10 protein-coding genes are annotated in these 12,385 nt (G+C 67.4%); 4 read left to right on the forward strand and 6 right to left on the reverse strand.

Translation table 11 applies throughout. The features are described 5' to 3' along the window. Positions 1-24 precede the first annotated feature (24 nt). From minE to HV793_RS20010, 4 genes are all read right to left on the reverse strand, one after another. Entirely contained in the window at positions 25-282 is a 258-nt protein-coding gene (gene minE / locus HV793_RS19995; protein ID WP_006217654.1) for a cell division topological specificity factor MinE, read from the reverse strand. A 3-nt stretch (positions 283-285) separates the two neighbouring features. Then, positions 286-1,101 carry a septum site-determining protein MinD gene (gene minD, locus HV793_RS20000; protein WP_041652327.1) on the reverse strand — a complete coding sequence of 272 codons (816 nt, stop codon included), beginning with the start codon at positions 1,099-1,101 and terminating at the stop codon, positions 286-288. 141 nt (positions 1,102-1,242) lie between these two features. Beyond that, complete coding sequence (minC, locus tag HV793_RS20005; RefSeq protein ID WP_054457360.1) at positions 1,243-2,109, reverse strand: septum site-determining protein MinC; 867 nt, start codon at positions 2,107-2,109, stop codon at positions 1,243-1,245. Positions 2,110-2,269: 160 nt separating this feature from the next. Beyond that, positions 2,270-4,036, reverse strand: coding sequence for a glutamine--tRNA ligase/YqeY domain fusion protein (locus tag HV793_RS20010; RefSeq protein ID WP_054457358.1), 1,767 nt, complete (start codon positions 4,034-4,036; stop codon positions 2,270-2,272). A 136-nt stretch (positions 4,037-4,172) separates the two neighbouring features. Here HV793_RS20010 and HV793_RS20015 point away from each other — a divergent pair, with 136 nt between their 5' ends. Both HV793_RS20015 and HV793_RS20020 read left to right on the forward strand, forming a co-directional pair. After that, the gene (locus HV793_RS20015; RefSeq protein ID WP_054457356.1) at positions 4,173-5,516 is read left to right on the forward strand and encodes a cytochrome ubiquinol oxidase subunit I; all 1,344 of its coding nucleotides are present in this window, start codon (positions 4,173-4,175) and stop codon (positions 5,514-5,516) included. After that, complete coding sequence (locus HV793_RS20020; RefSeq protein WP_054457351.1) at positions 5,513-6,565, forward strand: cytochrome d ubiquinol oxidase subunit II; 1,053 nt, start codon at positions 5,513-5,515, stop codon at positions 6,563-6,565. The genes HV793_RS20015 and HV793_RS20020 overlap by 4 nt, the downstream gene beginning before the upstream one ends. Positions 6,566-6,595: 30 nt before the next feature. Here HV793_RS20020 and recQ read toward each other — a convergent pair whose 3' ends face one another. Then, positions 6,596-8,425: a DNA helicase RecQ gene (recQ, locus tag HV793_RS20025; RefSeq protein ID WP_054457350.1), complete on the reverse strand. Its 1,830-nt coding sequence runs from the start codon at positions 8,423-8,425 to the stop codon at positions 6,596-6,598. A 94-nt stretch (positions 8,426-8,519) separates the two neighbouring features. Next, on the reverse strand, positions 8,520-9,788 hold the full coding sequence (locus HV793_RS20030) for a fimbria/pilus outer membrane usher protein (protein WP_425321812.1): 1,269 nt from the start codon (positions 9,786-9,788) through the stop codon (positions 8,520-8,522). A gap of 253 nt (positions 9,789-10,041) precedes the next feature. Here HV793_RS20030 and HV793_RS20035 point away from each other — a divergent pair, with 253 nt between their 5' ends. Then, complete coding sequence (locus HV793_RS20035; protein WP_054457345.1) at positions 10,042-10,743, forward strand: response regulator; 702 nt, start codon at positions 10,042-10,044, stop codon at positions 10,741-10,743. Then, positions 10,743-12,305, forward strand: a complete 1,563-nt coding sequence (locus HV793_RS20040) for a sensor histidine kinase (protein ID WP_054457343.1) — start codon at positions 10,743-10,745, stop codon at positions 12,303-12,305. The genes HV793_RS20035 and HV793_RS20040 overlap by 1 nt, the downstream gene beginning before the upstream one ends. Positions 12,306-12,385: the final 80 nt, after the last annotated feature.

Raw genomic sequence — 12,385 nt, forward strand, 5'->3', positions numbered from 1 at the left:
GCCAGGGGCGCGCACACAGCCGCATCAGGTCTCGTTCTGCGGCATTTCGATCTTGACCTCCAGGACCTCCAGGGTGTCCTGGCGTTCCAGGTGCACCTTGATGTCCTCGGGGTTGATCTTCACGTATTTCGAAATGACGGCGATAAGCTCCTGCTGCAACTGCGGCAGGTAATCGGGCGAGTCGCCGCGGCCCCGCTCGTGGGCCAGGATGATCTGCAACCGTTCCTTGGCGACGGATGCGGAGGTCTTCTTTTGACCAAGCAGAAACGACAGGAAGGACATTGCTTACTTGCCTCCGAACAGGCGTTTCAGGAAACCGGGCTTTTCATAGTCGGTAAAGCGCAGGGCCTTGTCTTCGCCAAGGTAACGGGCCACGACGTCCTTGTAGGCTTCGGAAACGTCGGTGTCTCTGAGGTGGATGGCCGGCAGGCCCTGGTTCGACGCTTGCAGCACCGCTTCGGATTCGGGGATCACGCCGATCAGCTTGATGCGCAGGATGTCCTCGATGTCGCCCAGCGACAGCATTTCGCCGTCGACCACGCGCTTGGGGCTGTAGCGCGTCAGCAGCAGGTATTCCTTGACCGGTTCATCGCCTTCCACGGCGCGCTTGGACTTGGCGGCGAGGATGCCCAGGATGCGGTCGGAGTCGCGCACCGACGAGACTTCCGGGTTGGTCACGACCAGCGCGTCGTCGGCGAAATAGGCGGCCATCAGCGCGCCCGTTTCGATGCCGGCGGGCGAGTCGCAGACGATGTAGTCAAAGCCCATGCCCTTGAGGTCATTGATGACCTTTTCCACGCCTTCCTGCGTCAGCGCGTCTTTGTCGCGCGTCTGCGAGGCGGGCAGGATGAACAGGTTTTCGAGCTGCTTGTCCTTGATGAGAGCCTGGTTGAGCGTGGCTTCGCCCTGGATCACGTTGACGAAGTCGTACACGACGCGACGTTCGCAGCCCATGATCAGGTCGAGGTTGCGCAGGCCGACATCGAAGTCGATGACAGCGGTCTTGTGGCCCCGCATCGCGAGTCCCGCAGAAAAACTGGCGCTGGTCGTGGTTTTGCCCACGCCGCCTTTGCCGGAAGTCACCACAACAATGCGTGTCATGACGATCAAACCCTTATGTTCGAATAAATCGCGTTATCGTAAAGCAAAAAGCCCTTGTAAGGCTTCTTACAGGATGTGTTGAAATTTGCGCGGGTGTCTGCGCGTGCGCATTGGCCGCCGCTGGCGGCCAGATTCCGGATATCAAGCCTTGAGGGCTTCGATGCGCAGCGTGTCGCCGTCCAGGCGGACCAGCGCGGGCTGGTTCTGCAGCGTGCGGTCCAGCTTGTCCTCGACCACGCGGTACACGCCGGCCACGGCCAGCAGCTCGGCGTCCAGGTGGGTCGTGAAAATGCGCGCGGAGGTATCGCCGCGTGCGCCGGCCATGGCCTTGCCGCGCAACGGGCCGTAGACGTGGATGTTGCCGTCGGCAATGACTTCGGCGCCCTGGCTCACCATGCCGATCACCACCAGGTCCGTGTGGCGCGCGTAGACGCGCTGGCCGGAACGCAGCGGCTTGGTAATGACCAGCGCCGATGACGAGTGCGGCGCGGCGGGCGTGGGACTGGAGGCCGAGGTGGTGTTGCTGGCTGCGCGCGCGGGCAGCGGTTCGCCCGCGGGTTTGTCGGCGGGCGCTTCCGGTTCGGCGGCTGCTTCGGTGGGAGCTGCCGCGGTTTCGATCGCGGCGGCCGGCACAGAAGGCACCGGCGTGGAGACGTCGTTGGGCGGCGCGGTGTCGATCACTGGCGCGGGCCGGGCCGCGGGCGTGGACAGTTCAACCGGAGTGAGGCCCGCCGCGCGCGCGGATTCCAGATTGGCGCCTTCGGCGACCACGCCGATGGGAGGCAGGTTATGGCCGCGCAATGCCGCCACCAGGGCGGTCCAATCGATTTTTTCCTCGACGCGGCTGGCGTCGACGACCACGGGTTCGTTTTCGAAGAAGCTGCCGGCATCGGCCATGCGCTTGGCCAGGGCGGCGTTCAGGCGTTCGGGGTCGGCGCTGTGCAGGACCACCCGGATGGCATAGAGGGTGGCGCTTTTGAAGTCCAGGGCTAGGGATTCAGTGTTCATCTTGATTGTGGCTGGCGGTCTTGGGGCCGGGAAACGGCGGGCTCGACCGGCTGCGGGGTTCGGGGGATGATAACCCGCCCAGGGGCCGCATGCGCAGGGGGCGGACCCAAAGAAAAAGGCGCCTTTCGGCGCCTATTTCCGGCAATGCGCGCGCGGCGCGTCAGCCTTGCGCCCAGGAGTCGCGCAGGGTCACGATGCGGTTGAGCACCGGCGCTTCGGGGCTGGATTCCTTCAGGTCGGCCGTGAAGTAGCCCAGGCGTTCGAACTGCCAGGTGGCGCCCGGCGTGGCGACGGTGCCCGGCTCCAGCCAGGCCGTGACGGTCAGCTTGGAGTTCGGGTTCAGGCAGGCCAGGAAATCCTTGTCGCCGCCGTCCGGACGCGCGTCGGCGAACAGGCGGTCGTACAGGTGGATCTGGGCGGGCACCGCATGGGCCGCGCTGACCCAGGTGATGTTGCCCTTGACCTTGACGCTGTCGGCGCCCGGCGTGCCGCTCTTGGTTTCCGGCAGGTATTCGGCCTGGACCTCGATGACCTCGCCGGCTTCGTTCTTGGTGAAGCCGGTGCAGCGCACCACGTAGCCGTATTTCAGGCGCACGGTATTGCCCGGGAACAGGCGGAAGTACTTCTTGGGCGCTTCTTCGCGGAAGTCGTCGCGTTCGATCCAGAGTTCGCGCGACAGCGGGAACTCGCGCACGCCGGCTTCGGGATCGTGCGGGTTGCGCGGCGCGGTGCAGATCTCGGTCTGGCCTTCCGGGTAGTTAGTGATGACCAGCTTGAGCGGGTCCAGCACGGCCACCGAGCGCGGGGCGACCGGGTCCAGGTCGTCGCGCACTGCCTGCTCCAGCAGGCTGTAGTCGATGCGCGAGTCGGACTTGGACACGGCGGTGCGGTCGCAGAACAGTCGGATCGAGGAGGGCGTGTAGCCGCGCCGGCGCAGGCCGAAGATGGTCGGCATGCGGGGATCGTCCCAGCCGTCCACGTGGCCTTCGCGCACCAGTTGCAGCAGCTTGCGCTTGCTGGTGACGACGTAGCTCACGTTCAGGCGTGCGAATTCGTACTGGTGGGGCAGCGGCTGCGCCAGCTTGCCGAGTTCGGCCAGGCGCGCCAGGATCCAATCGTAGAACGGACGCTGGTCTTCGAATTCCAGCGTGCAGACGCTATGCGTGATGCCTTCCAGCGCGTCTTCGACCGGGTGCGCCCAGCTGTACATCGGGTAGATGCACCACTGGTCGCCGGTGCGGTGATGGTGGGCGTGGCGCACGCGGTACATGACCGGGTCGCGCAGGTTGATGTTGGGCGAAGCCATGTTGATCTTCGCGCGCAGCACCAGGCTGCCGTCCGGATGCTTGCCGTCGCGCATTTCGCGCAGCAGCGTCAGCGACTCGGCGGCCGGGCGGTTGCGCCAGGGCGAGTCGGTGCCGGGTTCGGTCAGCGTGCCGCGGTTGGCGCGGATCTCTTCGGGGCTTTGCTCGTCGACGTAGGCGTGGCCGGCCTCGACCAAGGCCTCGGCGAACTCGTACATGTAGCCGAAGTAGTCGCTGGCGAAGTACAGGTTGTCATTGCCGTCGGCCTTCCAGTCGAAGCCCAGCCAGTGCACGGCCTCGATGATGGCGTCGACGTATTCCTGGTCTTCCTTTTCCGGATTGGTGTCGTCAAAGCGCAGATGGCAGACGCCGCCGAAATCGCGGGCCAGCCCGAAGTTCACGCAGATGCTCTTGGCGTGGCCGAGGTGCAGGTAGCCGTTGGGCTCCGGCGGGAAGCGCGTGCGGATGCGGGCCGAATCCAGTCCGCCTTGTTGTTGCAAGGCCGCCGGGCCAGGCTTGCCCGCCCAACGCTTGCCTGCGAAGCGCTGGGCTTCGAGGTCGTCTTGAACGATGTTGAGCAGGAAATTTGATGCGGCAGGGGTCGGCGTCGTGGCGGAGGTCATTCTTGAAAGAATAGGAAAAAGCAGCGACAAAGAGTCAATTTTGCCACGTTCCGCAGGCGGGGCCTTTTTGCTGCCGGTGCAACCGGTTTCAAACTGTCCCCACAGTCATGTAACTGGCTCTACACTACGGGCCATCATGGACATATCCACGTTATCCCTGGCCCGCACGCAGTTCGTGGCCAGCCTGAGCTTTCTGGCGTTTTTCCTGGCCTTCTCCCTGGCGCTCGCCTGGGTACTGCTGTTCTTCAAGATCAGGGCGCGCTGGTCCGGCCAGGGCGGCTGGACCGCCGCGTACCGCTTCTGGGTGCGGATATTCGCCCTGGCCTTCGTGTTGACGCTGGCGGCCAGCGTGCCGGTGCTGATCCAGCTGGGCAGCCTGTGGGCCGGCCTGATGGACAAGATCGGCAACGTGGCAGGCCCCTTGCTTGGCTACGCCATTCTCTCGGTCTTCATCCTCAAATCCTGTTTCCTGGGCGTCATGCTGTTCGGCCAACGCCGTGTGTCGGACGGCGCCCACACGCTGGCCGTGCTGATGGTGGCGGTGGGGCAACTGGTGGCGGTGTTCTGGGTGCTAGCGCTGCAATCCTGGATGCAGACGCCGGACGGCGCGCTGCTGGTCGATGGACGCTATCAGGTCTATGACTGGATGGCCGTGGTGCTGAATCCCTCCGTGGGCTGGCGCATGGCGGTGGTGATGGTGGGCGCGGCGCTGGCCGCCGCGTTCCTGATGATGGGCGTGACGGCGCTGCAGGCCCTGCGGCGTCCGCTGGGCGACGGCGAGCGCAACGCGTTCAAGACCGCGCTGGTGGTCGCCGTGGTGGGGGCTTTCATGCAGTTGCCGGTCGCGACCGGCGCCGGGCAGATGATTGCCAAGCTGCAGCCCGCCAAGGCCGCTGCCGCCGCGGGCTATTGGGAAAGCGGTGCAGAGCCGCAACTGGTGCTGTTCGCCTGGCCCGATGCACGCGCCCATACCAACGTTGCCGACGTGACCCTGCGCAACATGGGTGGGATGTGGCTGCACCGCAACCAGGACGGCACCTACCGCGGCCTGGACAAGTATTCGGGCATGTTGCCGCCGGTGGCGCTGACCTTCTGGTCGTTGCGCGTGGCGGCAGGGCTGGGCTTGCTGATGCTGGCCGTGGCCTGCGTGACCTTCCTGTGGACGTTCCGGCGCGGGCTGGACCCGTCCACGCTGCCGCCGTGGTGGCAGCGGGTGCTGTGCGGCATGATGTTCTCCGGCGCCATCGCCGTCGTGGCCGGGTGGTGGGTATCCATCCTGGGCTTGCAGCCGTTCGCGGTGAATGGCACCGTCACGCAGTCCGAGGTGCTGGGCATCGTGGCGTCCAGCACCGTGCTGTACGGGTTGATCGGCTATGGCGTGCTGTACCTGTTGCTGCTTGCGGCGTTCGTCGGCATGCTGTTCCACGCGGCGCGCTATGGCGTCGTGCCCGTGCGCAAACTGGCTGGAGGTACGCCATGATCGCCATGCTGGCCGCCTCCCAGGGCCTCAACCCCGACGATCCCTCTTTCTGGATGCCGCTGGCCTTCATGGCGCTGCTGTTCGTGGTGATTGCCGCGGGCATGGTGCTGGACGGTTTCGACCTGGGCGTGGGCATCCTGCTGCAACTGGCGCCGGAACACGAGCGCGGCCGCATGATGAGCCTGCTGAGCCCGTGGCGCGACGCCAATGAATTCTGGCTGCTGCTGGGCATGGGCCTGTTCGCGGCGGCGTTCCCGTTCGCCTGGGGCGCGGTGCTGGGCAAGCTCTACGGACCGCTCACCTGCATGGTGCTGGGCGTGGTGCTGCGCAGCGTCTCGTTCGAGTTCCGCATCCGCGCGCGCAACGAAATGAAGCCGCGCTGGATCTTCGGCTTCTGGGCGGGGTCGCTGATCACCGCTTTCGGCCAGGGCATGCTGCTGGGCCGCATCGCCACCGGCTACCAGTCCGATGCCGGCTACGGCTGGTTCTCCATGTTCGTCGGCCTGTGCGCGGTGGCGGCCTATGTGCTGCTGGGCGCGTCCTGGCTGGTCATGCGGGTGGACGGCGATCTGCAGCGCCGCGCCGCCAACTGGGCCCGCCACGCCATCCGCTGGACGGCGGTGGGCATGGTGGCCATCGCGGTCACGCTGGGTCTGGCCAACGCGGGTATCTTCTACAAATGGAGCAACATCGCCCACCTGAGCCTGGCGGCGACGGTCTGGGTGCTGATGCTGGCGGGTTTCGTCGCAGCCGAAATGCTGCTGGCGCGGTTGCCGGGCAAGGCCGACCGTTTCAGCTGGCTGCCGTTCGTGCTGTGCGTGGCGCTGTTCCTGCTGATGCTCAGCGGCCTGGCCTACAGCCTGTTCCCCTACCTGATCCTGGACGACATGACGCTGTGGGACGGCGCGGGCGCGCTGGGTTCGATGCGTCTGGTGCTGGCCGGAGCGGTGGTGGGCATACCGGTGGTGCTGGTGTTCAATATCCTGGCGTACCGCTCGGTGTTCGGCAAGGAACGCGCCCCGGTGCCGCTGCTGCCGCCGCCGAGCTGATCCGGCCGGGAAGTCCGGCCGGAGCCGTCGTCACAAGACCGGCTTCGCTACCCGCTGCAGGATTTCTTCGCCGTAGGCTTCCAGCTTGCGGGCGCCCACGCCGCTGATGTGGCTCAGCTCGTCCATGGATTCGGGCTGGGCCAGGGCGATTTCGCGCAGAGTCGCGTCGTGGAAGATGACGTAGGCCGGCACCCCGTGGCTCTTGGCGACTTCGCCGCGCCAGGCGCGCAGGGCCTCGAATACAGGTTGCAGTTCGGCCGGCAAGTCGATGGCTGCCGCCTTGGGCCGGCCGCTGCCGCTCTTGCCCGAGCGCGGTTTCTTTTCGGATTCCCGGCGCAGCATCAATTGGCGTTCGCCCTTGAGCACGGCGCGGCTGCCTTCGGTCAGGGCCAGCGTGCCGTAGCCTTCGTGGTCCACCGTCAGCAGGCCTTGCGCCAGCAATTGGCGCAGCACGCCGCGCCAGGCGGTGTCGCTCAGGTCCGCGCCCACGCCGAATACGCTCAGCGTTTCGTGGCCGTGCTGCTTGGTGCGGTCGGTGACCTTGCCGCGCAGGATGTCGATGATGTGGCCGGCGCCATAGCGCTGGCCGCGCTCCTTCCACAGGCGGTAGACGGCAGACAGCACCTTCTGCGCCGCGACCGTGCCGTCCCAGGCCTGCGGCGGTTCCAGGCAGACGTCGCAATTGCCGCAGGCCGTGATCTGCTGGCCGAAGTAGGCCAGCAGACGCACGCGCCGGCATTCCACCGTTTCGCACAGCCCCAGCATGGCGTCCAGCTGCTGGCCCAGGCGGCGGCGGTAGGACTCTTCGCCCGGCGATTCGTCGATCATGCGGCGCTGCTGCACCACGTCCTGCAGGCCATAGGCCAGCCAGGCCGTGGCAGGCAGGCCGTCGCGGCCGGCACGGCCGGTTTCCTGGTAATAGCCTTCCACGGACTTGGGCAGGTCGATGTGCGCCACGAAGCGCACGTCGGGCTTGTCGATGCCCATGCCGAAGGCGATGGTGGCCACCATGACCACGGCGTCCTCGCGCAGGAAGCGCGCCTGGTTGGCGGCGCGCACCTGCGCGCTGAGGCCGGCGTGATAGGGCATGGCGTCGATGCCCTGGTTGCACAGGAACTCCGCGGTCTCTTCCACGCGGGCGCGCGACAGGCAATAGACCACGCCCGATTCGCCTTCATGATCGGTCTGGATCATTTCCAGCAATTGCTTGCGCACCTCATTCTTTTCGATGATGCGGTAGCGGATGTTGGGGCGGTCGAAGCTGGAAACGAAGTGGCGCGCATCGTCCAGCGACAGGCGCTGGGCGATTTCGCGGCGGGTGTCGGCGGTGGCGGTCGCGGTGAGCGCGATGCGCGGCACGTCGGGCCAGCGCTCGTGCAGCATCGACAGGCCCAGGTATTCAGGGCGGAAGTCGTGGCCCCACTGGGACACGCAGTGGGCCTCGTCGATGGCGAACAGCGCGATGCGGCCGCGTTCCAGCAATTGCAGGCAGCGATCGGTCAGCAGGCGTTCGGGCGCCACGTACAGCAGGTCCAGCTCGCCGGCCAGGAAGGCCTGCTCGACGTCGCGGGCCACCCGCCACTCCTGCGTGGAGTTGAGGAAGGCCGCGCGCACGCCCAGTTCGGTCAGGGCGTCGACCTGGTCCTGCATCAGCGCGATCAGGGGCGACACGACGATGCCGGTGCCTTCGCGGACCAGGGACGGAATCTGGTAACAGAGCGACTTGCCGCCGCCCGTGGGCATGAGGACCAGCGCGTCGCCGCCGTCGATCACCTGTTCGACAATGGCTTGCTGGTCGCCGCGGAAGGATTCGTAACCGAAAACGCGCTGCAACACGCCGAGGGCGCGCGCGTCAGACATGGGGGTAGGCCGGGAGCATCATGGCAGGGATTTTAAGCCGCAATTCCGCCGGACCTTTTCCGGCAGGGAGATTTCTGTCCTGACCGCGGTCTGCCTACCAGCTCAGCCAGGTGCCGCGCATGAAGGTATCGACGGGCATGCTGAGGTTGGCGCGCCATTCGTAGTTGCCGGAAATGATGTCGCGGTCCGCGCCCACCGCCAGCTTGACCTTGGGCGCGACGAACATGCTGTGCGACAGGCCCACGCGCTGTTCGGCCAGCTCGGAGCCTTCCCGCAGCCCCGAATAGGTGCCGCTGAGCACGCCCCAGCCGGTGATGGGGACGCCGGCGGAAAGCGTGTTGCGGGTGTGCGCCGCCGAAACCCCGCCGCCCGAGTAGCTGGACAGGTCGCCGTAGCCCGCGCCGACCTGCTCGTTGGAATAGCCCAGGTTGACGGCGTCGGCCACGGCCACGTTGTAGTCGAAGCGATAACGCCACGCGCTGGCCGCGTCGAAGGTGCTTTGCGTGGCCCCGGCGCGGAAGGTTCCATAGTCGCCCGCGGCGTAGGTGGTACCCATGCCGCGCGTCGTCAGCGACGGCGCGCTTTGCATCTGGCCCTCCACGGTCAGCGCCGACGTAAGGCCGTAGCGCACGCTGCCGCTGCCTACCGGGTCGCCGTAGTCCACGGCCCCGGAACTGGCGGCCGGGTCCATGCGGTTCAGGCGGCCCAGCGACGAGGAATAGCCGAAGCTGCCTTCCGGGGCCGTGGCGCCGGATCCGGCCCAGTTCGAGATCTGCAGCCCGCCCACCGGCGCGCCGCTGCCCCAGGCGGGCGCCCTGGCGTCGATGTTGCCGACGGCGACGGAGGGGCCCGAGGTATTGCGGTAGACCCAGTTGCGGTTGCCGCCGTAGCGCAGGCCATCCTGGCTGCTGGCGGAGGCGAACCAGGGCCGGGAAGCGCGCGACACGCCAGAGATCATGACCACGGGTATGCGGGGCAGGTCGCCATCCTGGAGGGTGAGCGAGTAGTCCGGCGCAGGGTCTTCGGGCGTCGCGAGCACGGTGCAATCCTGCGGAACCGGCGCGGGCTGGGCATCGCCGGACAGTCCCAGTCCGGTGCCGGGGATCAGGTCCGTGTCGCCCGTGCTGTGTACGCTGGTGTCCAGCGCCGGCTCCATGGTCTGCATGTCGCAAGGGGACGGATCCAGCGGCACCGCGCGCGACGCCATCGAGGCTGCGGGGCGCACGGGCATGGGTTGAACCGGGGACAGTATGCCGATGCCGCGCGCAGAGGGCGGAGCGGGCATATAGGGGGACGCCGCAAGCGGATCGCCCAGGGCCGGGGCGATCGGGCAGGCAGAGGCCGCGACCAGCGCGGCGCGCAACAAGGGTTTTCGCCAGAGGAATGCAGGGGCGACCATAGGCACAGTGTAGAAAGGGAGCGCTGCCTTGCCTGTAAACGTTTTTTAGCAAAGCGGACAGAAGGCGGGCCGGGTTCCATTTTAGGGCCAGTCCGCATCGGGCGCTGCGCCGTGGCGGGAAAGCGCTGGTAAACGCGCTCAACATCGTGCAACAGGTATATTTCAGTTGATTTCCCGCCTCTTGCGGCTTGTAGCGGCGGGCCGCACTATGGCATCCATGGACAATCCACACACCAAGCTGCTGGTCGTCGACGACGATCCGGCCCTACGGCAATTGCTGGCCGACTACCTGAACCGGCACGGCTACGACACCCTGCTGGCGCCGGACGCCACCGACCTGTCGTCCCGCATCACCCGCTACGCGCCCGACCTGCTGGTGCTGGACCGCATGCTGCCCGGCGGCGACGGCGCAGACGCCTGCCGCCGCCTGCGCGAGCAGGGCGAGGACATTCCCGTCATCCTGCTGACCGCGCGTGACGAGGCGGTGGACCGCATCATCGGCCTGGAGGCCGGCGCCGACGACTACGTCGGCAAGCCGTTCGATCCGCGCGAGCTGCTGGCCCGCATCGAAGCCGTGCTGCGCCGCAAGCGCGGTCCGTCCGCGCTGACCAAGGACGCGCCGGTCTCGTTCGGTCCCTTCGTGTTCGATCCCTCCACCCGCCAGCTGTCGCGCGAAGGCACGGTGGTCAAGCTGACCGGCGGCGAAATCAATCTGCTGGAGGCGCTGGTGCGCAACGCGGGCAAGCCGCTGTCGCGCGAACGCCTGCTGGCGCTGGCGCGCGACGACGACGCGGGCGAACGCAATGACCGCGCCATCGACATCGCCATCCTGCGCCTGCGCCGGGTCATCGAAGACGATCCCAAGCAGCCGCGCTGGATCCAGACCGTCTGGGGCATTGGCTACCGGTTTTCGCCCTGATGCGCTTTTCTCCTGGCTTCCTGGTGCCGCGTTCGCTGCGGGCAAGGCTCATCCTGCTGATCCTGGGCTCGGTCCTGCTGACGCAGGCGGCCACGCTGGTGACGGTGTCGTACTTCCGGCACAAGTTCATGGAAGACGTGGCCATCGGCTACATCGTCACCACCATCCGCACCTTGCGCGCCGCGGTGTCGCAGGTGCCGGCGGAGGAACGCGCCGACTTCGTGCGCGCCGCCTCGCAGAACCAGTGGCGCCTGTGGTCGCGGGTGCTGCCCGCCGAGGCCAAGCTGCAACGCTTCAATGGCCGCCGCCCGCCGCCGAAGGCCGCCCCGAAGCCGCCGCCTCCGCCGCCCGCGGACATGCAGATACACGGCCCGCCGGCGCCGCCCCCCCCGGAAGTGCGCGACGAGGAGCATGGCGATGAACGCGCCAGCGCCAGGGAAGGCGAGCGCGCGCGCGATCGCGACCGCGAAGAACACAGCCGCCGCTATCAGCCTGAACCGGATGACATCCGCCGCGACCTGCGGGTGCTGGTGCAGCAGCTCAATGAACGTTTGAACGACGGCACGCGCGTGGCGCTGTCGCGCGGACCCACGCCGGAGATCTTCATTTCGCTGGCGCCCAACCCCGCCAGCGAGGACGCGCCGCGCCTGCGCGAATGGCTGGTCATCCCGCTGGACCGCCTGGATCCGCCGGTCGCGACGCCGTTCATCGCCGCCTGGCTGGGCGGCCTGGGGCTGCTGCTGTTGCTGGCGGTGGGTTTTTCCTGGCACATCACGCGTCCTATCACCCGGCTGGCCGACGCGGCCGACCGGTTGGCGGCAGGGCAGCCGCAACGGGTCGAGCCCTCGGGCCCTCACGAAACTCGGGTATTGGGAGAACGCTTCAACGCCATGCTGGATGCGCTGTCCGAATCCGATTCGGTGCGCCGCACGCTGCTGTCGGGCCTGCCGCATGACCTGAAGGGTCCCTTGTCGCGGATGTGGCTGCGCATCGAGCTGGCCGACGACTCCAAGCTGAAGGAGGGGCTGCGCGCGGACCTGCAGGACATGCAGCACATGGTCGACCAGTTCATCGGCTTCGTGCGCGGCACCGACCCGGCCGCCTACCGCTACGCCTCGATGCTGCTGTCCGACTGGCTGACCGAGCGCGTGGGCGCCTGGCAGGGCGCCGGCACCGATATCAGCCTGCGGGCCGGCGACGACGTCGCGACCCTGGTGGTGCAGGCGGACGCCGTGGCGCTGGGCCGCCTGCTGGACAACCTGATCGGCAATGCGCTGAACCACGGCGCGCCGCCGGTCCAGGTCAGTCTGAGGCATGAGGGACGCCACGCGGTGCTGGACGTGGCCGACCATGGCTCCGGCATCGTGCCGGAACGGCGCCAGGAAGCGCTGCGCCCGTTCAGCCGCCTGGACGACGCGCGCACGCGCACCGGCAGCGTGGGCCTGGGGCTGGCGCTGGCCGAGGCCATCGCACGGGCCCATGGCGGCTCGCTGGAGCTGCTTGAGGCGGAGTCTGGCGGGCTGTGCGTGCGGGTCAAGCTGCCGCTGTCCGAGACGCCCTAGGGGCGCCCGCAAGGGCGCTCGCTTCCCCCCTGGGCGGGTCGCGCTACGGTACGATGCATCCTGCTCAGCATTTTGTCGTT

This window comes from Achromobacter aegrifaciens, from assembly GCF_902859965.1.
Taxonomy (GTDB): Bacteria; Pseudomonadota; Gammaproteobacteria; order Burkholderiales; family Burkholderiaceae_B; genus Achromobacter; species Achromobacter aegrifaciens.